This is a genomic window from Variovorax paradoxus B4 (assembly GCF_000463015.1).
GTDB lineage: Bacteria > Pseudomonadota > Gammaproteobacteria > Burkholderiales > Burkholderiaceae_C > Variovorax > Variovorax paradoxus_E.
The window spans coordinates 60843-86211 of record NC_022234.1 but is presented as its reverse complement, the minus strand read 5'-3'; the positions used below and the strand labels follow the sequence as shown (position 1 = coordinate 86211).

The 25369-nt window shown below is 64.0% G+C and carries 32 protein-coding genes; 23 read left to right on the top strand and 9 right to left on the bottom strand.

Features of this window, described 5'->3' with window-relative positions; all coding sequences use genetic code 11:
• The first annotated feature begins 20 nt into the window (after window positions 1-20).
• From VAPA_RS27510 to VAPA_RS27485, 6 genes are all read left to right on the top strand, one after another.
• Window positions 21-926 carry a LysR family transcriptional regulator gene (locus tag VAPA_RS27510; RefSeq protein ID WP_021003483.1) on the top strand — a complete coding sequence of 302 codons (906 nt, stop codon included), beginning with the start codon at window positions 21-23 and terminating at the stop codon, window positions 924-926.
• Window positions 927-1053: 127 nt separating this feature from the next.
• Window positions 1054-1425, top strand: a complete 372-nt coding sequence (locus tag VAPA_RS27505; RefSeq protein ID WP_021003482.1) for a VOC family protein — start codon at window positions 1054-1056, stop codon at window positions 1423-1425.
• 39 nt (window positions 1426-1464) lie between these two features.
• Complete coding sequence (locus tag VAPA_RS34605; protein WP_021003481.1) at window positions 1465-2031, top strand: SMI1/KNR4 family protein; 567 nt, start codon at window positions 1465-1467, stop codon at window positions 2029-2031.
• A 59-nt stretch (window positions 2032-2090) separates the two neighbouring features.
• Window positions 2091-2519, top strand: coding sequence for a hypothetical protein (locus VAPA_RS27495; protein ID WP_021003480.1), 429 nt, complete (start codon window positions 2091-2093; stop codon window positions 2517-2519).
• Between the two features lie 256 nt (window positions 2520-2775).
• Window positions 2776-3120 carry a toxin-antitoxin system YwqK family antitoxin gene (locus VAPA_RS27490; protein ID WP_021003479.1) on the top strand — a complete coding sequence of 115 codons (345 nt, stop codon included), beginning with the start codon at window positions 2776-2778 and terminating at the stop codon, window positions 3118-3120.
• A gap of 44 nt (window positions 3121-3164) precedes the next feature.
• A complete protein-coding gene (locus VAPA_RS27485; protein ID WP_021003478.1) occupies window positions 3165-3464 on the top strand; it encodes a hypothetical protein in 300 nt (99 codons plus the stop codon).
• A 50-nt stretch (window positions 3465-3514) separates the two neighbouring features.
• Here the strand turns inward: VAPA_RS27485 and VAPA_RS27480 are convergent, their stop codons facing one another.
• Window positions 3515-3910 carry a hypothetical protein gene (locus tag VAPA_RS27480; RefSeq protein WP_021003477.1) on the bottom strand — a complete coding sequence of 132 codons (396 nt, stop codon included), beginning with the start codon at window positions 3908-3910 and terminating at the stop codon, window positions 3515-3517.
• Between the two features lie 99 nt (window positions 3911-4009).
• Window positions 4010-4522 (bottom strand): winged helix-turn-helix transcriptional regulator, encoded by a 513-nt coding sequence (locus VAPA_RS27475; RefSeq protein WP_021003476.1) that lies wholly within the window; start codon window positions 4520-4522, stop codon window positions 4010-4012.
• A 141-nt stretch (window positions 4523-4663) separates the two neighbouring features.
• Between VAPA_RS27475 and VAPA_RS27470 the strand changes: the two genes are divergently transcribed.
• Window positions 4664-5062: a nuclear transport factor 2 family protein gene (locus tag VAPA_RS27470; protein WP_021003475.1), complete on the top strand. Its 399-nt coding sequence runs from the start codon at window positions 4664-4666 to the stop codon at window positions 5060-5062.
• 10 nt (window positions 5063-5072) lie between these two features.
• A complete protein-coding gene (locus tag VAPA_RS27465; RefSeq protein WP_021003474.1) occupies window positions 5073-5588 on the top strand; it encodes a DUF3237 domain-containing protein in 516 nt (171 codons plus the stop codon).
• Between the two features lie 107 nt (window positions 5589-5695).
• On the opposite strand, the gene VAPA_RS27460 is transcribed toward VAPA_RS27465, so the two are convergent.
• On the bottom strand, window positions 5696-6595 hold the full coding sequence (locus VAPA_RS27460) for a LysR family transcriptional regulator (protein ID WP_021003473.1): 900 nt from the start codon (window positions 6593-6595) through the stop codon (window positions 5696-5698).
• Between the two features lie 105 nt (window positions 6596-6700).
• Between VAPA_RS27460 and VAPA_RS27455 the strand changes: the two genes are divergently transcribed.
• Window positions 6701-7867 carry a mandelate racemase/muconate lactonizing enzyme family protein gene (locus VAPA_RS27455; protein ID WP_021003472.1) on the top strand — a complete coding sequence of 389 codons (1167 nt, stop codon included), beginning with the start codon at window positions 6701-6703 and terminating at the stop codon, window positions 7865-7867.
• Window positions 7868-7894: 27 nt separating this feature from the next.
• Window positions 7895-8872 (top strand): tripartite tricarboxylate transporter substrate-binding protein, encoded by a 978-nt coding sequence (locus tag VAPA_RS27450; protein ID WP_021003471.1) that lies wholly within the window; start codon window positions 7895-7897, stop codon window positions 8870-8872.
• A 30-nt stretch (window positions 8873-8902) separates the two neighbouring features.
• Here VAPA_RS27450 and VAPA_RS27445 read toward each other — a convergent pair whose 3' ends face one another.
• The 6 genes from VAPA_RS27445 to rfbB form a co-directional block, all read right to left on the bottom strand.
• Entirely contained in the window at window positions 8903-9883 is a 981-nt protein-coding gene (locus VAPA_RS27445) for a tripartite tricarboxylate transporter substrate-binding protein (RefSeq protein ID WP_021003470.1), read from the bottom strand.
• Window positions 9884-10011: 128 nt separating this feature from the next.
• On the bottom strand, window positions 10012-10170 hold the full coding sequence (locus VAPA_RS34600; RefSeq protein WP_021003469.1) for a hypothetical protein: 159 nt from the start codon (window positions 10168-10170) through the stop codon (window positions 10012-10014).
• A gap of 116 nt (window positions 10171-10286) precedes the next feature.
• Window positions 10287-10832, bottom strand: a complete 546-nt coding sequence (rfbC, locus tag VAPA_RS27440; protein WP_021003468.1) for a dTDP-4-dehydrorhamnose 3,5-epimerase — start codon at window positions 10830-10832, stop codon at window positions 10287-10289.
• Entirely contained in the window at window positions 10829-11725 is an 897-nt protein-coding gene (gene rfbA / locus VAPA_RS27435; protein ID WP_021003467.1) for a glucose-1-phosphate thymidylyltransferase RfbA, read from the bottom strand. The genes rfbC and rfbA overlap by 4 nt, the downstream gene beginning before the upstream one ends.
• Window positions 11726-11750: 25 nt before the next feature.
• Window positions 11751-12641 carry a dTDP-4-dehydrorhamnose reductase gene (gene rfbD / locus VAPA_RS27430; protein ID WP_021003466.1) on the bottom strand — a complete coding sequence of 297 codons (891 nt, stop codon included), beginning with the start codon at window positions 12639-12641 and terminating at the stop codon, window positions 11751-11753.
• Entirely contained in the window at window positions 12638-13720 is a 1083-nt protein-coding gene (gene rfbB / locus VAPA_RS27425; RefSeq protein WP_021003465.1) for a dTDP-glucose 4,6-dehydratase, read from the bottom strand. Before rfbB ends, rfbD begins: the two co-directional genes overlap by 4 nt.
• 521 nt (window positions 13721-14241) lie before the next feature.
• Here rfbB and VAPA_RS27420 point away from each other — a divergent pair.
• From VAPA_RS27420 to VAPA_RS27360, 13 genes are all read left to right on the top strand, one after another.
• Window positions 14242-14589 carry a RidA family protein gene (locus tag VAPA_RS27420; protein WP_021003464.1) on the top strand — a complete coding sequence of 116 codons (348 nt, stop codon included), beginning with the start codon at window positions 14242-14244 and terminating at the stop codon, window positions 14587-14589.
• Between the two features lie 12 nt (window positions 14590-14601).
• The gene (locus VAPA_RS27415) at window positions 14602-15846 is read left to right on the top strand and encodes a D-amino acid dehydrogenase (protein ID WP_021003463.1); all 1245 of its coding nucleotides are present in this window, start codon (window positions 14602-14604) and stop codon (window positions 15844-15846) included.
• Window positions 15843-16622: a maleate cis-trans isomerase family protein gene (locus VAPA_RS27410; protein WP_021003462.1), complete on the top strand. Its 780-nt coding sequence runs from the start codon at window positions 15843-15845 to the stop codon at window positions 16620-16622. The genes VAPA_RS27415 and VAPA_RS27410 overlap by 4 nt, the downstream gene beginning before the upstream one ends.
• A 22-nt stretch (window positions 16623-16644) precedes the next feature.
• The gene (locus VAPA_RS27405) at window positions 16645-17358 is read left to right on the top strand and encodes a GntR family transcriptional regulator (protein WP_021003461.1); all 714 of its coding nucleotides are present in this window, start codon (window positions 16645-16647) and stop codon (window positions 17356-17358) included.
• A gap of 63 nt (window positions 17359-17421) precedes the next feature.
• Window positions 17422-18528, top strand: coding sequence for an ABC transporter substrate-binding protein (locus VAPA_RS27400; protein ID WP_041946764.1), 1107 nt, complete (start codon window positions 17422-17424; stop codon window positions 18526-18528).
• Between the two features lie 29 nt (window positions 18529-18557).
• Window positions 18558-19451: a branched-chain amino acid ABC transporter permease gene (locus VAPA_RS27395; RefSeq protein WP_021003459.1), complete on the top strand. Its 894-nt coding sequence runs from the start codon at window positions 18558-18560 to the stop codon at window positions 19449-19451.
• Complete coding sequence (locus tag VAPA_RS27390) at window positions 19444-20331, top strand: branched-chain amino acid ABC transporter permease (RefSeq protein ID WP_021003458.1); 888 nt, start codon at window positions 19444-19446, stop codon at window positions 20329-20331. The genes VAPA_RS27395 and VAPA_RS27390 overlap by 8 nt, the downstream gene beginning before the upstream one ends.
• Window positions 20328-21125: an ABC transporter ATP-binding protein gene (locus tag VAPA_RS27385; protein ID WP_021003457.1), complete on the top strand. Its 798-nt coding sequence runs from the start codon at window positions 20328-20330 to the stop codon at window positions 21123-21125. Before VAPA_RS27390 ends, VAPA_RS27385 begins: the two co-directional genes overlap by 4 nt.
• Window positions 21122-21841 carry an ABC transporter ATP-binding protein gene (locus VAPA_RS27380; protein WP_021003456.1) on the top strand — a complete coding sequence of 240 codons (720 nt, stop codon included), beginning with the start codon at window positions 21122-21124 and terminating at the stop codon, window positions 21839-21841. Before VAPA_RS27385 ends, VAPA_RS27380 begins: the two co-directional genes overlap by 4 nt.
• A gap of 85 nt (window positions 21842-21926) precedes the next feature.
• Complete coding sequence (locus tag VAPA_RS27375; protein ID WP_021003455.1) at window positions 21927-23159, top strand: multidrug effflux MFS transporter; 1233 nt, start codon at window positions 21927-21929, stop codon at window positions 23157-23159.
• Window positions 23143-23409, top strand: a complete 267-nt coding sequence (locus VAPA_RS27370) for a helix-turn-helix domain-containing protein (RefSeq protein ID WP_021003454.1) — start codon at window positions 23143-23145, stop codon at window positions 23407-23409. Before VAPA_RS27375 ends, VAPA_RS27370 begins: the two co-directional genes overlap by 17 nt.
• Before the next feature lie 473 nt (window positions 23410-23882).
• Window positions 23883-24425 carry an NUDIX hydrolase gene (locus tag VAPA_RS27365; protein ID WP_155248128.1) on the top strand — a complete coding sequence of 181 codons (543 nt, stop codon included), beginning with the start codon at window positions 23883-23885 and terminating at the stop codon, window positions 24423-24425.
• Complete coding sequence (locus VAPA_RS27360) at window positions 24422-25357, top strand: dihydrodipicolinate synthase family protein (protein WP_021003452.1); 936 nt, start codon at window positions 24422-24424, stop codon at window positions 25355-25357. The genes VAPA_RS27365 and VAPA_RS27360 overlap by 4 nt, the downstream gene beginning before the upstream one ends.
• Window positions 25358-25369 lie beyond the last annotated feature (12 nt).

Here is a 25369-nt window from a genome sequence, read left to right as displayed (position 1 = left end):
CAGTTCCGGAGAACAATCGCATGAAGGCTCCCGCCATCTCCTTTGGCCGCCTGGCGGCCTTCGTTGCAGTCGCCGAGGCTGGAACCTTCACTGCGGCTGCCGAACGTCTGAACACGACCAAGTCCGCTGTCAGCCAGGCGGTGGCGGTGCTCGAACGGGAGTTGGGCACGCAGCTGCTGCAGCGATCCACGCGCAAGCTCGCGATCACCGAAGCTGGCGAGGCATTTCTCTCCGACTGCCGCCAGCTGCTGGCCGGCGCCGAGGCCGCGATGGAGCGGGCACGCACCGGGCACGCGCAGCCTTCGGGGACATTGCGGCTCACCAGCCCCCAGGGATCGGCCGGCATGGTCGCCAGCTGGATCGCGACCTACAGCGAACGCTATCCCGCAATGCGCGTGGACTATGTGCCCACGGACCGCAAGCTCGACCTGATCGCCGAGCACTTCGATCTCGCGATTCGCGTCGGACCGATGGCTGATTCCGGCCTTCGCGCGGTGGTGCTCGAGGAGCTCGGGCTTTGGACTGTCGCGGCGGCCAGCTACCTTGCCCGGCATGGCACGCCGCGCAAGCCTGCGGAGCTTGCGGGCCACGAGTGGATCGCGCTGTCGCTGCTGCCCGCCCCTTGGTCGATCGATTTCGAGCGCGGCGGCCGCAAGGTCCGTGTGAAGCTGCGTGGCTCGATATCGGCGGCGAGCACGGACGCCGTGCTGCAGCTGGTGAGCCAGGGCGCAGGCATCTCCTTTTTTCCCAGTACGGCAGATCTGCGCGCCGAGGTGGAGGCCGGGCGGCTCGTTCGTCTTTTTCCTGGCTGGGCGTCGGGGCGCATGTTTCTCTATGCGGCGTATCCGGGCAACATCGCTCCTCCCGCGAAGACGCGCGCGTTCATCGATCTTGCGAAGGAAGCGGTGCGATCTGCGGGTTCGTAGGGTGCGGCGGCCGAAGACGGCTGGCTTCGCAGCACAATGGCCCCGATGACACGCACCATCGAGCTCACCACTGGCCGCAACTGGCCGGAGCTGACGCTTGGCGTCCTATCCACAACAAAGGGCATGCATGGATTCACCGCTAGGAACCGTCATCATCTACGCCAGAGACATGCAAAAGGCTGCTGCTTTCTATGCCCGGCATTTCGGCTTCCTTACCAATGGTGAGGTCATCGAGGGCCTGATCGAACTGAAGCATCCGGGCGGCGGCGCCGGCATGCTCATCCATCAGGCAGCCAAGTCCGTGAAGCTTGGGCAAGTGGGCGTGAAGCTGAGCTTTCATGTGAACGACGTGGCAGCCTTTGCCGCACAAGCCAAGCTTCGAGGTCTCGTATTCGGTACAGTGCACGAAGTCAACGGGTATGCGTTCGCGAATGCCAAGGACCTCGACAAGAACTCCATCTGCATCTCGAGCCGAGCGCATCGTGCTACCACGGCTTGATGGCAATTGACGGCCAGGAGCGGTTCTTCGAGAGTTGCCATGAACGTTGAACACTTGAACCTTGAGTTGCCCGCTTGGGCCTTGCCTCGCTCGCTCTCGCTCGTTGAGGAGTACGAAAGAGAGTTTGACCTCAAGCTACCTGCGGACTATCACGGCTTTCTTGCAGCCCATGGGGGCGCACTGGTGAATGCAACCTGTCCGTTCATGGAGCCTACACCGCTTGGAGATGTGACCCCTGTTGATCGGTTCTACGGATTCATGCAAACAGGTCGGTCCGATGATGTCCGCCAAGCTACGAGGATGATTGATGGAGCACCAGATGTTGTTGCGGTTGCTTCTGATCTGATGGGCGGCATGCTGTGGATGAAATGCACAGGGGACGATACCGGCTGCATCTATTTTCATGACCCACAGCAGCGCTGGACCTGGCCTGATGAACAATTTCGTCGGACTTTCCGGCTGGCGCCGTCCATTGAGCGTTATTTGGAGTTGCGTACGGCAGGCTCCTTGCCGAAGAAGAGGCGTGGCTACGAGAACGTTTACCTTGTTGCCCGGTCATTTAGCGACCTCATCGAAAAATTGGTGCAAGTCGAAGACGTCGACTAACCAGCTTCGGGGCACCCGACCAACGAGCAAGGCTTCTTAGTTCTAGCAAGGGAGCTTCTATGGATTTCGAGTCGCTGCTGGGGCGGCAGTTGAAGGACGACAAGGTTGTTGAAGTATTGGATGCGCAGGACATGCAAGTCGTCTCCGATTTCGACCGGACACACGAGAACCTTGAGGATGTTTATTGGGCTGCAGCACAAGCCTCCGGCTTTCAGTTCCGATTCGACCAAGACCAGAAGCTGGACGTTGTGTTTCTCTATATCGAGGCCAGCGAGGGTTTCAGGCCTATCGCGCGTGACGAAGCGGGCATCCCCTTGTATGAGAGCTTCGATGAAGCGAAGCAGGGCTTCACGCGGGAGGGAATTCCTTTCAGGGAGAGCCCCGGGGAAAAATGGTGGGTCAAAGGCGATTTTGGGTCCAACACGCGGCACTATCCGTTTCGGGACGACACGCTGTTTCGTGTCACGCTGAGCACCAAAGCGGCATAGGCCTCCAGAATGAATCATCAATTTGACGAGTTGAAGATTGCTCTGAGGCACTTGTCATTCTTGAGGGGCGCAATGCTTTTGGCCCCAGAACGGATCGTCGGTTTGTAGTGCTTTGGCTCTCTGATTCGACGGATCCCGTGATGAATAGGTCGGCCAGAGAACTAAACAGCGACGCAGTATTTTTGGCCTACTCGTCCGAGTACGCAGAATAAGGCCCTGTTGATCGATTCAACCGCCTTGCCTTCACAATGCGCTGATGCCCTCGGAAGCCGACCTCAATCTTGCCGAAATTCCCTACGAGTCGGGGAGCCTCCAGTTCCGCTACACGCGCTACATGGCACCCGGCGGCGCCCACTGGATTCGACACGGCCTGTTCGTTGCCTACCACGAGAACGGCGTCATGAGTTCCGAAGGCAGCTACTTCGAGGGGAAGGAACATGGCGCCTGGCGCGACTTCCATGCGAACGGCCAGCTGGCGTCCGAAGGCAACTACCACCACGGCCAGGAGGTCGGGACGTGGCGCTTCTGGGGCCCTGACGGAAGTGAACAGCCTCCGACGAAGCACGACGACTGTCGACCAGCTTCGGACATCGCTCGGTAAGACACCGCGGGAACCGGTCATTCGCCCAAGCAAGGAGGACAGTTGTGCATTTTGAACTCGATGATGGGGAAGCTCTGCACGAAGAAGCACCAGAGACGTTCTACATCCCTCCTCGGGAGCAGCGAGCTAACCTCCAACCTGGTCAACTCGCCAAGCTGGTGTTTCGCATCGAGCATGATGAGACAGTTGACGTTGAACGGATGTGGGTGATCGTCGAAGAAGTCACCGCTACCGGCTACGTCGGTTCGCTGAATAGTCAGCCGGTGTCCACGGACGAACTGCAGATCGGCGCTTTAGTCCCATTTGGCCCTGAACACATCATTCAGATCTACGACGACGAGTGACGGGCGTTGCTGCTGTCGACCAGTACCGGTCATTTGAACGGATGTCGGTCTCAGGTTTCTCCCGGCTTCCAGTCTGGGCTGAAGCCACCCAGCGTGGGGTGGTACATCTCGTCGCCATCGTGCTGAGTGAACTCGACGTTCAATCGGTCCTCACGCAGGCCCAGCAGTTCGATGCAATGAGCGCACAACGCTTTGGCTACCGCCATCCGAAGTTCGGCTGGCCGGCCCCGGCGAATGTCCAACATCAGCAAGGAAACGGGAACAGGAACCTTGCCCACTTCGGCGATGCGCCAGATAGCACCTGCGCCCAATTCCCGAATCGCTACGGATATCCGCCGAATATCAACGCTCATCATCGAAGCATAGGTCTCGCACATCCGAGCCGCGAGCTGTTGCTTCAAGTCCTCGGGATAGCTGTCGTTGACGTCGAGTTGCAGGTAAGGCACAGGATTTCCTTGGAAAGTCTAGCGCTGGCGGCCTGCAGGCTGATCACTACAGCGCACACCGGACTTCGCCAATTGCCGTCAAGGCAAGACGGCAGCGGATCAGACTTGATTAAGTTTGAATGCTTCCTTGCGCTCACGTCGCTCAGCGTCGAACGACTTGCTGAGCGTCGCGGAAAGTTCTTCCCTGCGCATCTCTTTCCCGCATTCCTGGCACATCGGGCCCAATCCCGGATCCTTTCCGCACGGAACGTGCGTGTAGCGAATGGCCACCTCTTGCTTCTTGGACTTGCACCAAGTCTCACCCCACGCGCGAAATGCCAGAAGTACGGGGTAGAACCCGATGCCCATCCCGGTGAGGTAGTACTCGTTCCGCAGCGGCCTTGTGTTGTACGGCCGGCGTTCGATCATTCCGTCTGATTCGAGTTTCTTCAGCCGACCTGCCAGCATCTGTGGCGTGGCCTGTATCTGCGCCTGAATCTCCTCGAAGCGATGGTTCCCGAGGAACAACTCGCGCAGCACCAGAACTGTCCAACGGTCGCCGACGATCTTCTGAGCCAACGCGACCGGGCAGAGGGTGTCCTGTACCACCGATGGCGACGCGCTTCTAGCCATTGTTTTCCTCGCATTTCATGTGGCTATGATAATCATAGGTAAAGTTGCCGTGCTCGCGAGAGGGCCTATCAACCAGTCGCGAGCCGCGGAATCAGCTGATGCACCGCGAATAGAAGCTACTGATACAGAAAGGTTTTCAAGATGTCTGAAGCTACAAAACTGAATCTTGCCGCAATCGCCGACCGCTACGCTGCGGCATGGCTCTCGCACGATCCCCAAGCCATTGTCGCGCTGCATGCGCCTGACTCGGCCTTCCAGGCCCATGGCCGTAGTGGAGAGGTCAAGGGCAAGGCGGCGCTGCTCAAAGAGTTCGCCGGGGTGTTTGAGCTCTATCCCAATTTCGGCGTCGAGGTACGCCGCCTTCTTCTTGGCGACAAGCACTGGACACTCGATTGGGATCTGACGTTCCAACCGCCCGGAAAAGAGCCCAGAAAGTTCCATGCGCTCGATGTCGTGGAGGTGGATGACGCTGGACTTGTCACAAGGAAAGATACCTTCTTCGATTTTGCTCAAGCCAAAGCAGCACTCGAAGCGAAGTGAGGGTCAAAACATGACGAACGCAAAAACCTCCACCGCTGCTCCCGTGACACCGCTGTTCGATCGACCATTGATCAACGCGCTGCCGGTCGAGCATCTGTGCGATCTCAGCATCGACCTGGAACTCGGCCAGGTGATCAAGACTCATCTCGGCACCCGCTTGACCTTCGTGGTCAAGGGCGGACGCTTCGAAGGCCCCCGCTTCCGAGGCGAAATGCTGCCGGGCGGCGGCGATTGGGTCCACCTTGGTGCTGACGGGATCAGCCGCATGGATGTTCGCGCCACCTTGCGCACCCATGATGGCGTTCTCATTCACTATGACTCGCAAGGCCTCCTCAGGTACCCGGCGGATGGCCGTGAGCGTCTGGCCAAGGGCGAGCGGCTGTCCTTTGATGAAACATACATCCGTCCAACGCCCAGGTTCGAGACGTCCGACGAGCGCTACGCCTGGCTTTCCGGAATGGTCACCGTCGGCTACGGCGAATACGGCCCTGGCCGCATCGATCATCGGATGTATTGCATCCTGTGACGTGACCTGCGCGGAGCGCGAAGAGCATCCTCCCGCTGGGCGGCGAAGCCCCTCGCCTTGATCGCCTTGGACTCTGAATCGGTGCGCAGGGCTTGGGCAAGATGCGATCACACTCCAATCGCAGCATTCCAGAACGCGTTCGCGGCCTTCCCCAAAAGCTCGCTGTCGCGATAGAGCCTTATTTCCAAGGGCACTTCCCAATCGTTGCTCGCCGCGGCGACAAGCCGGCGCTGGTCGATATCGTCCTGCACCAGTGTCAGCGGCAACCACGCGATCCCCCTTCCGTCCAGCACCATCGTTCTGAGGACAGAGGCGAGATGGGCCGTGAAGACGGCTTGCGCCGGAACCGACTCCAGCCTGCGACCGATCACTGCGCGCATGATGCGTCCCAGTCCTGATTCCTCCGTGTACTGGAGCATGGGTACTGCAGGTCCGCCTTGGCGCGCGAGCTGATAGCGCGCGTTACCCTCCTCGTCCGGCGCCGACACCGCCATCAGCAGATCCTCACCGATCCGGGCCGACCTGTACGGCTCTGCATCCAGCGCCCCTTGCGCCTTGCTGTGCGCGTGGCTCAACACAAACTGGACCTTGCTTTGCAGCATCAGTGCTTCGCAACGCTGAAGCACGTCGGACATCAGTTGCACCGGCCCGAGCGTCGTATTCGATTCGAGGCTTCGCAACCATCGCGGCAGAAAAGTGAACGAGAGCGCATGCGTGGACGCGATGCGCAAGGTGACCGAACTGGCCTCGGCGACCTTCTTGGCGTCGCCCGGCACCCGCGCGACTCTGGCGATCAATTCCTGTGCCACACCGATGAACCATTCGCCGACTTCGGTCAGCTTGGCGGGCTGCGAACTCCTGTCGAAAAGCTCGGCGCCGATCCACTCCTCCAGCGCGCGAATGCGCCGGCTGAACGCGGGTTGGGAGCTGTGGCGGTCCTCCGCGGCGCGCGAAAAATTTCCCGTGGCAGCCAGGGCCACGAAGTCTTCAAGCCAGATCAGATTCATGTGCGGTTCGTCCAGTGCATGGAAGCAGCGAAAAGGAGCATTGGCCCAAAAATCCCGCGCGGCGGACCATAGAGGCTCTCAATCAAACACCCTCTGGAACCAACCATGAAGATCGTCGAAATCCGCGAGAAAACCATCCCCATCAGCTCGCCCATCCGCAACGCCTATATCGACTTTAGCAAGATGACGCTGAGTCTTGTCGCGGTGATCACCGACGTGATCCGCGACGGCAAGCCGGTCGTCGGCTACGGTTTCAATTCGAACGGCCGCTATGGCCAGGGCAAGCTGATGCGCGAGCGGTTCATCCCGCGCATCCTCGAAGCGGATCCGGCTTCGCTCGTCGACGACACGGGCGACAACCTCGACCCGCACAAGATCTGGAACACGATGTTCACCAACGAGAAGCCGGGCGGCCATGGTGAACGCTCCGTGGCGATCGGCACCATCGACATGGCGGTGTGGGACGCTGTGGCCAAGATCGAGGGCAAGCCCCTTTTCCAGTTGCTGGCCGACCGCTATGGGGACGGCAAGCCCAATCGCAAGATCTTCGTCTACGCAGCGGGCGGCTACTACTACCCTGGGCAGGACCACAGGAAGCTCCAGGACGAGATGCGCAGCTACATCGACCGCGGCTACACGGTCGTCAAGAAGAAGATCGGCGGCGCCTCGCTCGACGAAGACCTTCGCCGCATCGATTCGATCATGGAAGTGCTGCAGGACGGTCAGAAGCTCTGCGTCGACGCGAACGGGCGCTTCGACCTTGAAACCGCCATCGCCTACGCCAAGGCGCTTTCGCAATACGACCTGTTCTGGTACGAGGAGCCGGGCGACCCGCTGGACTTCGAACTCCAGGCGGCGCTGCGCAACTTCTACAAAAACCCGATGGCCACGGGCGAAGATCTCTTCTCGATGCAGGATGCGCGCAACCTGATCCGCTACGGCGGCATGCGCCCCGACCGCGACTGGCTGCAGTTCGACTGCGCGCTGAGCTACGGCCTGGTGGAGTACCTGCGCACGCTCGAGATGCTCAAGGAGCACGGCTGGTCGGCCAGTCGCTGCATCCCCCATGGCGGACACCAGATGTCGCTGAACATTGCCGCCGGGCTCGGACTGGGCGGCAACGAGTCCTACCCCGACCTGTTCCAGCCGTTCGGCGGATTCCCGGATGGCGTGAAGGTCGAGAACAGCTATGTGACGCTGCCTGACCTGCCTGGCATCGGCTTCGAAGGCAAGGCCGATCTGTATCGCGAGATGCAGGCGCTGTCGGCCTGACGCCCGCAAACCCAAGGAGACAAGACCATGATCCATCTTTGGCGCTTTGGCGCCGGCCTCGCCGTGCTCGGATTCACTTCGTTGGCGTGCGCAGAGTTTCCCGACAAGCCCGTCACGCTGGTCGTGCCTTTTGCCGCCGGCGGCCCGAGCGACAAGATCGCCCGGGACCTGGCCGAGGCGCTTCGCAAGCCTCTGGGCCAGACCGTCGTCGTCGACAACGCCGCCGGCGCGGGCGGCACCATCGGCTCGGCCAAGGTTGCCCGTGCCGCGCCGGACGGCTACACGCTGCTGGTGCATCACATCGGCATGGCAACCGCACCGGCCCTGTACCGCAAGCTCAGCTACAAGGTGCCGGAAGATTTTGAAACCCTGGGTCTTATCAACGAAGCGCCCTCGGTGCTGATAGGCAAGCCGAGCCTCGCTGCCGGCAACTTCGCCGAGTTGCGCCAGTGGATCGCGTCGAATGGCGGCAAGGTGAACCTCGCCAACGCGGGGATAGGTTCCGCATCGCACCTGTGCGGCCTGATGCTCCAGGGCGCACTGAAGACGAGCATGACGCCCGTGCCCTACAAGGGGACCGCGCCGGCGATGACGGACCTCATCGGCGGCCAGGTCGATGTGATGTGCGAACAGGCGACCAACGCGGTGCCGCAGATCGAGGGCAAGAAGGTCAAGGTCTACGGCGTCACCAGCTTGCAGCGGCTACCGCTCGCGGCACTGAAGGACACGCCGACCCTGTCTGAAGCCGGACTGAAAGACTTCAACGTACAAGTCTGGCACGGCTTGTACGCACCGCGCGGCACGCCTCCCGCAGTGCTCGCCAAGCTCAACGCCGCACTGCGCACCGCGTTGAAAGATCCTGATCTGATCAAGCGGGAAGAGGCGCTCGGCCTCACAGTCGTCAATGACGACCGACTCGACCCTGCCGGCCACAGGAAATACCTTGAAGCCGAAAAAGCGCGGTGGTCGAAGGTGATCAGGGACGCCGGCGAATACGCCGACTGATGCGACGAGGGCAGCGGGCCGACCGACCGCTCAGGGCTGGAAGCCCGAGCGCCGCACCACCGGCTCCCACTGCTGGCGGAAGGCCTTGAGCATCTGCACGGTCTCGGCCTGCGTGCTGACGACGGGCGTGATGTAGGCGGCGTTGGCGGCTTTCTGCAGCGCCGGTTCCTGCATGACCTCGCGGATCTTGCCGGCCAGCAGCTGCACCTTGGCCGGCGGCATCGAGGCCGGGGCAAAGAAGGTGTTCCAGCCGTCGGCATCGATCTTCATGCCGGCCTCGCGGAAGGTGGGGATGGTCGGCGCAAAGCTCACGCGCTTCTTGCCCGACACGGCGAGGATGCGGATCTTGCCGGCCACGTGCTGCCCATAGAGCGAGTCGAGCGTATCGATGGCGATCGGCAGGCTGCCGCCGCTCAGGTCGGCCGACAGCGGCGCCGAGCCGCCATAGCCCTTGATCTGCGGCTGCACGCTCAGCGCGTCGCCCACCATCAGGCCGAAGAAGTGCGGCAGGCTGCCGGTGGCCGGCACGCCGAAGACGGCCTCCTCCGGATGCGCCCAGAGCCGGCCCACCAGGAACATCGCGCGGTCGAGCTGCAGCTTGTTGCCCACGGCCAGTGCGAAGTCGTAGCTGCTGACCTGCGACACCGGCACGAAGTCCTTCTCGGCGTCGTAGCCCGCGTCCTTGAACACGAGCGGTGCCACCACCATCACCGCCGGGTTGCCGAGCATCAGCACGTTCTGCCCCGCGGCCGCGCGCCTGACCTCCTTGGCCGCGAGCCGGCCGCCTTCGCCGGGGCGGTTCTCCACCGTGACCGCCACGCCAAGTTTCGGGCCCAGCCGCTCGGCGACCAGGCGCGCGATGCGGTCGGTGCTGCCGCCGGCGGTGTAGCCGACCACGAGCGTGAGCGAGCCATCGAGCGCGGGCGCCTGGGCGTGGGCGAGGGGAGCGGCACCGGCGGCGAGCGCCAGGCACCATGCCGCGAGCTTGCGCCGGCAAAGGAATGCGGTCATCGGATCTTCCTGCTTGCAGTGGTGGCGAACGGGCGCGCGCGGGGCTTCACGGCGACAATCGCCAGCCCACATTCGTTTCTTCCCGTGTCATTTGTTACATGGTTATACACTCACAACAGACAGTTGATCTAATCCATCATCTGGGCGACGGAGGAGATATCCTCTTTTAAATTCAACAACTTAGCGTTGTCATTCATACACCAAACTTGGCCCCCCTCGACTTCCTCGTTGCTGAGTTCGCCGCGGTCGAACTGCGCCAGCCACATCTGGATGAGGTTGGCCGACAAGGCGTACTTGCTCTGGGCGTCACGCCGAAGCGAAGCCCTTCGTATGGTCGAAGACCACTGAAGACAGCCTTGCCAGCGTCGTGAGGTTTTACCTGCGAACTTTCCAACTCACCACACTACGGGATTTCTGCGTTTTCCAGTCTTGCGCCAGCCAGATCCTTGAGTGAGAGTTGCAGGCCGACGCCGGTATCCGGCCACGCGATCGCCAAGCCGGGGTCGTTCCATGCGATGCACCGCTCATGCACTGGCGCATAGTAATCAGTGGTCTTGTACAAAAACTCCGCCGTCTCGCTCAGCACCAGGAATCCGTGCGCAAACCCCTCAGGCACCCACAGCTGCCTGTGGTTGTCCTCGCTGAGCTCCACCCCCACCCATTTTCCGAAGGTAGGCGACGACTTGCGGATGTCCACGGCCACGTCGAACACTTCGCCCTGCGCCACACGCACCAGCTTGCCTTGCGGCTGCTGAATCTGATAGTGCAATCCGCGCAGCACGCCCTTGGCCGAGCGCGAATGGTTGTCCTGCACGAACTCGATGTGCCGCCCGACCGCCTCGTCGAACGCCTTGCCGTTGAAGCTCTCGTAGAAGAAGCCGCGCGCATCGCCGAAGACCTTCGGCTCGATGATCAGCACCTCGGGAATGGCGGTCGGCGTGGCCTTCACGAGCGCACCTCCTCGGCCAGCAGATGGTTCAGGTACTTGCCGTAGCCATTCTTCTGCAGCGGCGCGGCCAGCCTGGCCAGCTGCTCGCGGTCGATGAACCCATTGCGCCACGCGATCTCTTCCGGGCAGGCGATCTTCAGGCCCTGCCGGTGCTCCAGCGTGGCGATGAACTGGCCGGCTTCCAGCAGGCTCTCGTGCGTGCCGGTGTCCAGCCAAGCATAGCCGCGCTGCATGATCTGCACGTTGAGCTGGTCCAAGTCAAGGTAGGCCTGGTTGACCGCCGTGATCTCCAGTTCGCCGCGCGCACTCGGCTTCACGGCCTTGGCGATCTCGACCACCTGGTTGTCGTAGAAGTACAGGCCCGTGACGGCGTAGCTGCTCTTGGGCTTGGCCGGCTTCTCCTCGATGCTGCTGGCCTTGCCCTTGTCGTCGAAGGCCACCACGCCGTAGCGCTCGGGGTCGTGCACGTGATAGGCGAAGACGGTGGCGCCGGAGGGCTTCGAATCGGCATCGGCCAGCAGGTGCGCAAAGTCGTGGCCGTAGAAGATGTTGTCACCCAGCACCAGCGCGCTCGGCGAATTTCCTACGAATTTGTCGCCGATGATGAAGGCCTGTGCCAAACCATCGGGACTGGGCTGCACCGCGTACTGCAGGTTGATGCCCCACTGGCTGCCGTCGCCCAGCAGTTGCTGGAAGCGCGGCGTGTCCTGCGGCGTGCTGATGATCAGGATGTCGCGCATGCCGCCGAGCATCAGCGTGCTGAGCGGGTAGTAGATCATCGGCTTGTCGTACACCGGCAGCAGCTGCTTGCTGAGCGCGAGCGTGGCGGGGTGCAGCCGGGTGCCGGAGCCTCCGGCGAGGATGATGCCTTTGCGTTGCGTCGTCTTGGTCATGGGGTGTCGTGTCTCTTGTCTGCCATCAGAAAGTTTCGCGCAACATGCGCGCAACGCCGGACTGCCAGGTGGGCAGCACGAGGTCGAAGGTCGATTGCAGTTTCGTGGTGTCGAGGCGCGAGTTGTGCGGGCGCGTGGCCGGCGTCGGGAAGGCGCTGGTGGGCACGGGCTCGACCGCTTCGGGCCCGGCCTTGAGTGCGACCCCCGCCGCCTTCGCCTGCTCGATCACGAAGCGCGCATAGCCGTGCCAGGTGGTCTCGCCGCCGGCCACCGCGTGATACAGGCCAGCCTTGGCCGGGTCCTGCAAGGTGGCGCGAATGGCGTGCGCCGTGACGTCGGCCAGCAGCTCGGCGCCGGTGGGCGCGCCGAACTGGTCGTCGATGACGGTCAGGCGATCGCGCTCCTTGGCGATGCGCAGCATGGTCTTGGCAAAGTTGCCGCCGCGCGCGGCGTAGACCCAGCTGGTGCGGAAGATCAGGTGGCTGGCGCAGTGCTTTGCCACCAGCTGCTCGCCTTCGAGCTTGGTGCGGCCGTACACGCTGAGCGGACCGGTGGCGTCGTCTTCCTTCCAGGGCGTGCGGCCGCTGCCGTCGAAGACGTAGTCGGTGGAGTAGTGCACCATGAGTGCGCCGATCTGCTGCGCGGCCTCGGCCACCACGCCGGGCGAGGTGGCGTTGAGGGTGCGCGCGAACTCGGGCTCGCTCTCGGCCTTGTCGACGGCGGTGTGGGCCGCGGCATTGACGATGACGTCGGGGCGCACTTTGAGCACGGTGTCGGCCAGCTGCTCGGGGCGGCTGAAGTCGGCGTGGAAGTCGGTGCTGTCGAAGTCGAGCGCGACCAGCTCGCCCAGCGGCGCAAGGCTGCGCTGCAGCTCCCAGCCGACCTGGCCGCCCTTGCCCAGCAGCAGCAGCTTCATGCCGCCGCCTGGGCCGCGGGTGCGGCGTCGTATTGCTTCTCGACCCATGCGCGGTAGGCGCCGCTTTGCACGTTGCGCACCCATTCGCCGTGGGCCAGGTACCACTCGACGGTCTTGCGGATGCCGCTGTCGAAGGTTTCGGCGGGCTTCCAGCCGAGTTCGCGCTCGAGCTTGCGCGCGTCGATGGCGTAGCGGCGGTCGTGGCCGGGGCGGTCAGTGACGTAGCTGATCTGCGCCTTGTAGGGCTGGCCGTCGGCACGGGGGCGCAGTTCGTCGAGCAGGGCGCAGACGGTGTGGACGATCTCGATGTTGGGCTTCTCGTTCCAGCCGCCGACGTTGTAGGTCTCGCCGAGCTGGCCGGCTTCGAGCACGCGGCGGATGGCGCTGCAATGGTCCTTCACGTAGAGCCAGTCGCGCACCTGCATGCCGTCGCCGTACACGGGCAGGGGCTTGCCGGCCAGGGCGTTGACGATCATCAGCGGAATGAGCTTCTCGGGGAAGTGGAAGGGCCCGTAGTTGTTGGAGCAGTTGGTGGTGAGCACCGGCAGGCCGTAGGTGTGGTGCCAGGCGCGCACGAGGTGGTCGCTGGCGGCCTTGCTGGCCGAGTAGGGGCTGTTGGGCTCGTACTTGTTCTCTTCGGTGAAGGCGGGGTCGGTCTTGGAGAGCGAGCCGTAGACCTCGTCGGTGGACACGTGCAGGAAGCGGAAGGCGGCCTTCTGCTCGGCCGGCTGCGCGCTCCAGTGGCCGCGCACGGACTCGAGCAGGCGGAAGGTGCCGAGCACGTTGGTCTGCACGAAGTCTTCGGGGCCGTGGATGGAGCGGTCCACGTGCGATTCCGCGGCAAAGTTCACGATGGCGCGCGGCTTGTGCTCGGCCAGCAGGCGATCGACCAGGGCGCTGTCGCCGATGTCGCCCTGCACGAAGATGTGCCGCGGGTCGCCCTTGAGCGACGCGAGCGTCTCGAGGTTGCCGGCGTAGGTCAGTTTGTCGAGATTCACGACAGGCTCATCGCTGTGCGCCAGCCAGTCGAGTACGAAGTTGGCGCCGATGAAGCCCGCGCCGCCGGTTACCAGGATCATGGCACCTTGAACTCACTTGTTGATTCAGATGTGTGCACACCTACAAAAAGCATGCCAAAACCGGCTTGCGCGACGGCTTGAATCGATGCGTTGAAAAGTAGTGTCAACATCGAAGTTGCAGCGAGCGAATGCGCAGTCAGGTGACGCGCATTCATGCATGGTTCTACTTCCTCGAAAAAACTTTCGACACCTCGCTCAAGACAAGACAGCTTCGTCGCGATGCTGCTCAACGCAGAGCGATCGACCTGACAAGAGCACTCAAAAGGTGCCCTCCTGCTGCATTCCGCCAGATGCCAGTGCACAACCGACAGTGCATGCGTGCCCTCCGATCGAGATCCGCCGTCCCTCGCAAATAAGTAATGCCATTCAGTGAGCCGTTTCGCGTGACAGGCCTCCTTCTGCACGCGATTTCCACAGGCAGTGGCACTACTTCCAGCGCGGCGAATTTGGCATGGTTTTTGTGTGCAAGTGAATAAGCAAGTGAATTCACTTTGCACATCCCATCCAAGGATCGATCCGCAATGCCAATACAAAGACTCCAGACCAACGCACGCATGAGCCAGACCGTGATCGCCAACGGCTTCATCTTTCTCGCAGGCCAGGTGGCGAGCGACACCGCGGCCGACGCCGCAGGCCAGACCGCACAGATCGTCGCCAAGATCGATGCCTTGCTGAAAGAAGCAGGCAGCGACAAGACGCGCATCGTGCAGGCCACGATCTGGCTGGCCGACCACAAGACCTTCGCCGAGATGAACACGGTGTGGGACGCCTGGGTTCCCGAAGGCCATGCACCGGCGCGTGCCTGTGTGGAATCGGCGCTGGCCTTTCCGCCCTACACGGTCGAAATCGGCGTCATCGCGGCCGTCTGACGGAGCCCCGCAATGCATACCGTGGTCCTCGGTGCCGGCGTGGCGGGTGTTGCTACCGCCTGGTATCTTGCCGCGCAAGGACGCCAGGTGACGGTGATCGACCGCCAACCGCTCCCCGCCGCGGAGACCAGCTATGCCAATGCCGGCATGGTGGCGCCGGGGCACTCTTACACCTGGGCGTCGCCGCGCGCGCCGGGCATTCTCTGGCGCTCGCTGCGCGACGACAGCCAGGCACTCCGGCTGAAGCTCAACCCCGATCCGCGCATGTGGACCTGGCTGTGGAAGTTCATGCAGAACTGCACCGCCGAGCGCTCGCGCCTCAACACCAGCCGCAAGCTGGTGCTGTGCCGCTACTCGCAGGAACTGCTGCAGCAGCTGACCGCCGCGCAGGACCTGCAGTACGAGCGCATCAGTCGCGGCGCGCTCTATCTCTACCGCGACGACGCTTCGTTCGCACGCGGCAAGTCGAACATGCAGATCCTGGCCGACGGCGGCATGCAGCTGGACCTGCTGGACGGCGACGGCGTGGTGGCGCAGGAACCCGCGCTCGCCGACGCGCGCCCGCACATCGCCGGAGCCATCTACTGCCCGAGCGACGAGAGCGGCGATGCGCGCATGTTCACGCGGGCGCTCACCGAACGCTGCCGCGCGGCGGGCGTGAACTTCATGATGGATGCGAGCATCCAGCGCATCGAGGCCGATGCCAGCCGCATCCGCGCGGTGCACACCGACCAGGGCGCCATCGCCGCCGACGACTACGTGCTGGCGCTGGGGAGCTATTCGCCGATTGCCGCACGTCCGCTCGGCTACCGGCTGCCGATCTATCCGGTCAAGGGCTACTCGGTCACCTTTCCGACCGACACACATCACAGGCCGCCATCACTGGCCGGCGTCGACGAAAACAACCTCGTGGCCTGGGCCCGCTTCGGCGACCGCCTGCGCTTCACCGCCACGGCGGAGTTCAGCGGCTACGACACGCGGCATGCACCGGCGGACTTCGGTCCGATGCTGCGCGTGGCCCGCCAACTGTTTCCCGACGGCGCGGACTACGAGAAGCCCGACTTCTGGGCCGGCCTGCGTCCGATGACCCCCGAAGGCACGCCCATCCTGGGCAGGAGCCGGCACGACAACCTGTACCTCAACACCGGCCACGGCCACATGGGCTGGACCATGGCCTGCGGCACGGCACAGATAGTGACCGACATCATGAACGGCCGCCCCCCGGCCATCGACGTCACGGGAATGACCTTGAGATGAACCACACAGCGACACTGGGCGAGAAGAACTACACGATCCTGCCGTTCGCAATGGACGAAGGCGTGATGGCGCGTGCCGCCATCGGCCTCGTGGTGCTGGAGACCGACCAGACCATCGAGCACGAGTGGCGACAGATCATGCAGCTACCCGGCGTGGCCTACTTCGAGGCGCGCCTGCCGAGCCCGGCCGACATCGGCCTGGCCTCGCTGGCCCGGATGGAGGCGCACATCACGCCGGCCACGCGGCTCATCGTGCCCGACGTGGAACTCGACGTGGTCGCCTTCGGCTGCACCTCGGGCTCGATCGTGATCGGCGAGGACAAGGTGTTCAAGCAGATCCGCGACGCACGCCCGGGCGTGGCCTGCACCACGCCGATCACGGCCGCCATGGCCGGCCTGCATGCGCTGGGCGTGCGCCGCACCGCCCTGATCACGCCCTACGTGCATTCGATCAACGAGGTGTTCAGGCAGCACATCGAGGCCGGCGGGATCGAGGTTCCGCGCATCGGGACCTTCAACCATGCCAACGACAGCGAGGTGGCGCGCATCGACCGCGCCTCGTTGCGAGCGGCGATTCTCGCGGCCGGCGCGGCGTCCGACGTGGACGCAGTGTTCGTCGCCTGCACCAGCCTGCGCATGGCCGACCTGACGCGCGAGGTCGAGCAAGAACTCGGCAAGCCCGTGGTCTCGAGCAACTGCGCGATGGCCTGGCACGCGCTGCGCCTGGCCGAGGTGCGCGATTCCCTCCCCCGCTTCGGACGCCTGTTCGAAGTTTGAACTTCCCATTTTCAAAAGCCCCATGAACCGCAGACCCGAATCCGTCGTAAGCGTTCTCCCGCGCACCCTGCGCCGCGCCGGCATGACCGTCAACGATGTGCACAAGCGCCTGAAGGAAATGGTCATCGTCTACCGGATCAAGCCAGGCGAACGCGTCAACGAAGGCGAACTGGCGGAGGAACTGGACGTGAGCCGCACGCCCCTGCGCGAGGCGCTGCACCGGCTGGTGGCCGAGAACATGCTCACGCTGGTGCCCAACCGCGGCTTCTACGGACGGCAACTCGAACGGCAGGAGGTCTTCGACCTGTACGAGCTGCGCGGTGCCATCGAACTCGCATCCGTCAACCTGGCATTGCAGCGTGCGCCGCACGACGACGTCGTTCTGGCGCGAGACGCCTGGCTGGATGTGATGCAGCACACGGCCGCGATGTCGACCTACCAGCTGCTGGAAGCGGACGAGCGGTTCCACCTGTCGATCGCGCAGCTCTCCGGCAACCAGGAGATCGTGAAGTCGCTGCAGGCCGTCAACGCCCGCATCCACTACTTCCGATGGAGCGACCTGGAAGGCAAGAGCAAGGCCATGGAAGACGAACACCTGGCGCTGCTCGACGCCCTGCTGCGCCGCGACGCGCCGCTGTGCCGCGACGTCATCAGCGGCCATGTAGCGCACCGCATGGAAGACATCGTCCAGTTCATCCAGCACAGCGTGGTGCGGCTGTACGCCGGGCACTTGTAGGCGGCCTGCGCCATTCGCACCCCTCATCGCACACCGATTTTTCAAAACCTGGAGTACGCCGTGATCAAACACTTTTCGTCCAGTCTCTTCGCCGCCCTGCTGCTCAGTGCCGGACCTACCGGCGCCTTCGCCCAGGGCACCGTCAACGTGGGCGCGGTGCTGTCCCTCACGGGCGCCAGCGCCACCATTGGCGAGGACGTGCGCCGCGGCATCATGCTGGGCGTCGACCAGGTGAATTCCAAGGGCGGCGTGCTCGGCAAGAAATTCAACGTGATCGTCGAAGACTCGGGCGGCAACGCGACGACGGCGCTCAACGCGGCACGCAAGCTGGTCGGCGTGGACAAGGTGCCGGTGGTGATGGGCGAATACTCCTCGAGCATCACACTGCCGGTGGGGCAGTACCTGGTCAAGGAAGGCGTCACGCACCTCAACATCAACAGCAGCAGCATCAAGCTGAAAGACCTCGGTGCTACCTCCTTCGGCCTGCTCGGGCTGGAGAACTATGCCAACAGCTTCTCGGCCTCCGACACCTTTGCACTGGGCTATCGCAAGGTCGCGGTGATTGCGCCCAACAACGCCTACGGCCAGGGCGTACTGCAGGGCTACAAGGAAGCCTTCGAGAAGCTGGGCGGCAAGGTCGTCACCGAAGTGCTCTATGCCGCGGGGCAGTCCACTTATCGCCGCGAGCTCGAACAGATGTCGCGCAGCAACCCGGACGCCTTCGTCTACACCGCGTACGGCCAGGAGGCCGCGGTGATCAACCGCGAAGCGCACGACCTGGGCCTGCGCAAGACACCCTGGTACGCCATCCTCCTGAGCATGTGCGTGTCGGACACGCCGCCCGAGATCGCCAACGGGCAGCTCGGCATGGAGCTCGGCGCGGTGCAGGGGCCCGCGGGCAAGGCCTATGCCGAAGCCTTCACGACGAAATACAAGGAAGGCTTCAAGACCGCCTACACCGGCTACGGCTACGACGCCGTGCTGATGACCGCGGCCGCGATGGAGAAGGCCAGGTCGGCCGATGCCGCCGCCATCCAGGCCGCGCTCAAGGAGATCGGTCAGTCGTACGCGGGCGTCACCGGCGTCATCAGCTTCGACGCCAACCGGCAGCGCCTCAACCCGCCCTACGACCGTCTCAAGTACGAAAACGGAAAGATCGCGCAGCGCTGACCGGACGCCACGCACACAAGGCCGCTCACATGTTCCAGTTCCTGATCGACGCCCTTCTTCGCACGGCGGACCTCGCACTGGTCACGCTCGGACTGAGCATGCTCTACGGACTGGTCAAGTTCCCGAACATCGCCCATGTCCAGTACGCGATGTTCGGCGCCTATGCGAGCTACGCACTGTACGCAGCGGGTGCGCCGCTGGTCGGGGCGCTGCTGATCGCCAGCGTCGTCACAGGCGTGCTGGCGCTGGGCCTGCACCTACTGATCTTTCGCCGGCTGCTGCGCGCGGGGCCGTCGATTTCCATGGTCGGCTCGCTGGCCGTGTCGATGCTGGCCATCGCGCTGATGCAGGGGCTGGCCGGCTCGTTTCCGCGCATGTTCAAGCTCGGCCACACGGCGCCGCTGACCATCGCGGGGGCCCACATCTCCTACACCCAGTTCTACTTCGTCTGCACGACGGTGGTGCTGCTGGTGCTGGTGATGCTGCTGCTGTTCTACACGCGCCTTGGCCGCGCCATGCGCGCGCTCACCAACAACGCCGCGCTGGCCAATGCCTCGGGGCTGAACGCCGAGCGCATCACCTTTCTCGTGAGCTTTGCGAGCGGCATGGTGGCGAGCCTGGGGGGCAGCATGCTGTCGCTGTCGACCGGCGCGCACATCAACTTGGGCAACGACCTCCTGCTGCCGGTATTTGCCGCGGCCATCCTGGGTGGGCTCGGCAATCCGATGGGGGCGATTGCGGGGGCGCTGCTCATTGCGGTGACCGAGACCGCCGTGACCAACCTCAATTTCGGCTTTCTCTTCGGCGTGGACATGAAGTTCCTGCCGGTGACCTACATCAACGCCGCCTCCTTCCTGATCCTGCTGCTGGCGCTGCTGTTCAAGCCCTACGGGCTGTTCGACCACGAGGTGCGACGTGTTTGACTTCCTCGTATTCTCCCTGACTGTCGCGGGCATCTACGCCCTCATGGCGCTGGGCCTGAACCTGCAGGCGGGCTATGCGGGTCTGATGAACTTCGGCCACATCGCGTTCGCGGGCCTCGGGGCCTACGCGACGGGCATTGCCTTCACGCTCGGATGGGCGCCGCTGGCCGGGGCCGCCCTTGGCGTGCTCGCGGCGATGGCGCTGGGTTGGTGCATCGGCCGCATCGGCAACAAGCTGGCCAGCGACTACTGGGGCATCGCCACGCTGGCGATCGCCGAGATCCTGCGCACCATCGCGATCAACGAAGACTGGCTCACGGGTGGCTCCAACGGCATCAGCGCCATTCCCTCGCTGTTCGACGGCCTGGGCCGGCCCTGGAGCGGGCTGGCCTTCCTGGGCCTCGTCATGTTGGCCGTCGCGGTGTGCGCCCTGCTGTGCCGCCGGCTGGGCGACGGCCGCTTCGGCCGCGCGCTGCGGCTCATGCGCGAGGAGCCGCAGCTGGCGGCCTGCATGGGCTATGACCTGCGCTCGCTCAAGTCGCGCACGCTCATGGCCGGCGCGGCCATCACCGCGCTCGGCGGCTCGCTCTATGCCCACTACATGAGCTTCGTGAGCCCCGACTACATGTTCCCCGCGGAGACCTTCCTGCTGTGGACCATGGTGATGATCGGCGGCGTCGGCAGCACGGCCGGCGTGCTCGTCGGGGTGGCGCTGGTGCAGGCGGCGAACGTGCTGGCACCCTTCGCCAGGGAAGTGCTGGGCTTCGGCTCGGACGTGGCGGGCGCACTGCGCCTGGGTCTCATCGGCCTCATCCTGCTGGCCTGCCTGCTGTGGCGCAGCGAAGGCCTGGTGCCGGAAAAGCTTCGGAAGATGCCATGACCGCAGCACCCCACGCCCTGCTGGAAATGAAGGCCGTCGCCAAGGCCTTCAGCGGCAACCACGTGCTGCAGGACGTGAGCTTCGGCGTCGCGCCCGGCGAGATCGTCGGCCTGCTTGGGCCCAACGGGTCGGGCAAGAGCACGCTGCTCAACACCATCAACGGCTTCGAGACCATCGACCGCGGTGCGATCCGCCTGGCCGGCCGTCGCATCGACGGGCTGCCGGTCCATCGCGTGGCCGCGGCGGGCATCGGGCGCACCTTCCAGCTGCCTTCGATGCCGCGCAAGATGTCGGTGCTGGAGGTGGCCGTGGCGGCCGCCACCGCGCACCACGGCATCTGGGCCACGTTGGCGCGAAGCGCGGCGGCGGGCCGCACCGAACAGGCCGCGCTGCACAAGGCGGGGCAGCTGCTCGACCAGTTGCTGCTTTCCACCGTGCGCGACCTCCCGGCCGCTGCGCTCTCGGGTGGGCAGAAGAAGCTGCTGGGCATCGTCTGCGCGCTGATGGCGCAGCCCCGGCTGCTGATCCTGGACGAACCGACGGCCGGCGTGCACCCCAACCTGCGGCGCGACATCGTGGTTGCCTTGCGGGCCCTCAATGCCCAAGGCATGACGATGCTGATCGTCGAGCACGACATGCAGTTCATCCGCGAGGTCTGCACGCGCTGCGTCGTGCTGGACCGCGGCCGCATCGTCGCCGACTGCCGCCCCGACGAACTCGTGCGCAACGAGGAAGTGGTTCGCGCTTACCTCGGGCGCATCGAAGAGCCCGAGCCCGAGGAGGTGCTCCCGTGATCCAGGTCAAGCAGGTGGTCGCAGGCTACACGGCCGAGGTCGACATCCTCAAGGGCATCACGCTGCACGCCGCAAGGGCCGAGATCGTGACGCTGCTGGGACCCAACGGCTGCGGCAAGTCGACGTTGCTCAAGAGCATTGCCGGCTTCGTGCCACCGCGCAGCGGCGTGGTGCTGCTCGAAGGCCAGGACGTTTCGAGGATGCCGGCGCACGACAAGATCCGTCGCTGCGGCCTGGGCTTCGTGCCGCAGACCGAGAACGTCTTCAGCGCGTTGACGGTGCGCGAGAACATGCTGGTCGGTGGCCACTACCTGGGCAACACGCAATGCGAGCAGCGCATGCGCGAACTGTGCGCGCTGTACCCGATGCTCGGCCGCAAGTTCGGCGCGCGCGCGGCCTCGCTGTCGGGTGGCGAGCGGCAGATCCTGGCGCTGGCGCGCGCGCTCATGCCGCGGCCGCACATCCTGCTGCTCGACGAACCTTCGGCCGGGCTCTCGCCCAAGATGCTGCAGGAGGTCTTCGAAGCCATCGCCGAGATCCGCCGCAAGGAGGCCGTCACGATCCTGATGGTCGAGCAGAACGCCATGGAGGCGCTGCGCATCTCGGACCGCGCCTACATCCTGTCGATGGGCACCGTCGCCCTCTCGGGTGCGGCCCGCTCGCTCATGCACGACCCGCAGGTGCAGGAACTCTATCTGGGCAGGCCGTCGCCGTGAAAAGCGCGCGCCAGGCATGCCGGACAGCACCCGAGGGTCGCGATCCGACCCCGGGCTCCGGACCCTTTACCAAGGAGGAACGGCCATGACCAGAGCGTCCACGCAATCCACGCTGCAGGCGAGGTCCTACGAGAACTTCGTCATCGTCATCGCACCGCTGCTGAACAGCGTCAGCGGCATCGCGATCGATCTCTACGCGCCCAGCATGCCCGCCATCGGGCGCGAGTTCGGCGTCAGCGCGATCGTGATGCAGGGAAGCATCTCGGTCACGCTGATTGCCTATGCGATCGGCCAGCTGTTTTTCGGCCTGATCGCCGACGGGCGCGGCCGGCTGCCGGCCATCCTGCCGGGCCTCGCGCTCTTCATCGCGGGAAGCCTGGTGGCGATGATGGCCGGCGACATCACGCAGCTGCTCATCGGCCGCGCGATGCAGGGCTTTGCCATCGGCGCCTGCCAGGTGGTGGCGCGCGCACTGCTGGTGGACAACATCCAGGGCGAGCGCTTCTATGTCGCGGTGGTCTACCTGAGCCTCGCCTGGGGTCTGGGCCCGGTGCTGGCACCTTTCATCGGCGGCCTGGTCGAGCAGTACGCGGGCTGGCGCTGGAACTTCGCGCTGTATGCGGGCTACAGCGCGGTGCTGCTGGCGCTCAGCCTCAGGCTGCAGGAGTCGCTCGCGCCCAGCCGACGCAAGAGCCTGCGCCAGTCGCTCGGCGGCTATGTGCTGATCCTGGGCAACCCGCGTTTCCTGTCGGCGACGCTGGCCCTGGGGTGCAGCCTGTCGGTGTTCCTGATCTGGAACATCATCGGTCCCTTCGTCATCCAGGACCGGCTGCAGCGAAGCCCGTCCTACTTCGGCACCACCGCGCTGCTCGCGGGCGTGTGCTACCTCGTGGGCACGCTGCTCAACCGCACGCTGATCCGGACCGTGAGCGGCCGCACCCTCATGCTGGCCGGGCTCGCCGCCTGCGTGCTGGGCATCTTCGCGATGCTGTGCACGCCAGCCGCCCTGGTGCTGCCGACCCTGCTGGCCGGCGTGATGCTGACGAACTTCGGCCAGGGCCTCCTGTTCTCCAACGTGGTGGCGCTGACGATGACGCTCTACCCCGATCGCGCCGGCGCCACCGCGAGCCTGCTGGGCTGCGGAATGATGGTCTGTGCCGGCATCAGCTCAGCGCTGGTCGGGCATCTTCCGGTCGGCACCAACCTGTCGGTCTCGCTCCCGTTCGCCGCGCTGCTCGTGCTGCAGGGCCTGGGCATCTGGGGCGCGCTCCGGTCCACCGCCTTGCGCAAGGCCGTCGATCATGAATGCCAAGTTTGACGCCCGCAGCCTGGACCACCGGCTGCTGCAGACCCTGCGGCAACGGGCGGTCGCGGCCGTGAACGAGGGGTGCAGCGTGGCCCAGGTCGCGCTGGTCTACGGCCTGAACCGGCGCACGGTGTTTCGCTGGGTCGCGGACTACCGGCGCGACGGGCCGCAGGCCCTGCTGGCCAAGCCCATTCCCGGACGGCCCAAGCGGCGCGACGCGAATGCCGTGTCGGAGCCGATGCAGCCGGCGCGCAGCGAATGAGCACCGCTGCATGCCCGGGCGTGCCTGCTTTTCCCCGGTGCAGTGCAAGCCCCGCAATACCGCTTCAAGTCGTGTTTTGGTGCAGGAAAAGAGCGCCCGGCGCTCGCGAGGCCTGAGCACGCAGCGCGCCCGAACACCGTCTCGTCCGGAGATGAAACCGCATTGTCCCGACCGACGGAAAAGTAGAGCCACTTGGTCGCTATTTGGTCCAGAGAATGAAATGACAAAGCTCGATGTGACATAACTTTTAAGGCCGATGTGGCAATTGATTTGCACCGCAGAGATTCCATTCATTTTCCCTGCTGCAGTGCAGCACATGGCATATATTTTGCTGAATAACGTTGCGGTTTATTTTTGACTCAACTGGCTTTTTAAACCTATTTTATTAGGAAAAATAATTCCATTGCCACCATTCGCAGGCGGGGTGCCGCAGAGGAGACTTTCTTTAACCCTACGTCACAGGATGAACAAAAATGTCTTGGAATGAAGCACTGATAGATGAGGAAATTTCCATCTTGCAAAGAATTCGCTCCGACGTAGGAGCGAGGGTATTGCCGCAGCGGCTTTATGAAGAATTCGTAAAGACCTACAAGAAGATCTCCACCGAACTGGTGATCTTCGACGAAGGTGGCAATGTCTGGCTGACCCAGCGGCCGAGCAAGGAAAGGCAGCCTGACGAGCCCTTCGCGGGGCAATGGCACAACCCGGGTGTCATGCACAATTTCAACGAATCCATCGACAACGCCTGGGAGCGGCTGTGCAAGGACGAATTGGGAACGGACGTGGTGGCCGACGGGCCTCAATTCATCAAGATCCTTGAATTCAGCGAATCGAAGCGGGGGCATTACCTGTCGCTGCTCTATATCACGCGCTACCGCAGCGGCAAATTGACGAGCAGCACGCCCTCCGGCTTTTACAAGCCGAGCGACCTGCCGAAGCCGATCTTCGAGCCGCACGAAAAACTGATCATTCCCGAAGCGATCAAGGCGGCAGCGTCCCTCGGGTGGCTGCAATGATGAATTCCGGAAAGCGCAAGGCGCGGTATGCGGGCGCCTTTTCGGTCGCCCCGACGATTTTCGACGAGCGCGGCGAACTCGATCTCGACGGCCAGAAGCGCTGTATCGATTTCATCATCGAAGCGGGCGCCGACGGGCTGTGCATATTGGCCAATTATTCGGAGCAATTCGCCCTGTCGGACCGCGAGCGCGAAATCCTCACCACCACGATCTTCGAGCATGTGGCCGGGCGCGTCCCGGTCATCGCGACCACCAGCCATTTCAGCTCCCAGATCTGCGCCGACCGCAGCAAGCGCGCTGCGCAGGCGGGTGCGGCCATGGTCATGGTCATGCCGCCCTACCACGGCGCCACCATCCGGGCCAGCGAGTCCGGGGTGGGGGAGTTCTACCGGCGCGTGGCCGACGGCCTCGACATACCGATCATGTTGCAGGACGCCCCGATGAGCGGCACACCGCTGTCCGCGGCCTTTCTGGCGCAGCTCGCGCACGACGTGCCGGCGGTGTGCTATTTCAAGATCGAGGTGGCGCAATCGGCCGGCAAGCTGCGCGAACTGATCCGCCTGGGCGGCGATGCCATCGAGGGACCGTGGGACGGTGAAGAGGCCATCACGCTGTTCGCCGACCTGGAAGCCGGCGCGACCGGCAGCATCCTGGGCGCCGGCTATCCCGACGGCCTGCAGCCGATCATCCGCGACTACCTCGCAGGGAACCGCGAACAGGCGATGCGCGGCTACGAGCGATGGCTGCCCCTCATCAACTACGAGAACCGGCAGTGCGGCCTGCTGGCCAGCAAGGCGTTGATGAAGGCTGGCGGAATCATCCGCTGCGACCTGGCGCGGCACCCGATCCCCGCGCTGCATCCCGCGACCGAGGCCGGGTTGATCGAAATCGCTCGGAACCTCGACGCGATGGTTCTGCGCTGGGCGCGTTGACCCCGGAAGAAA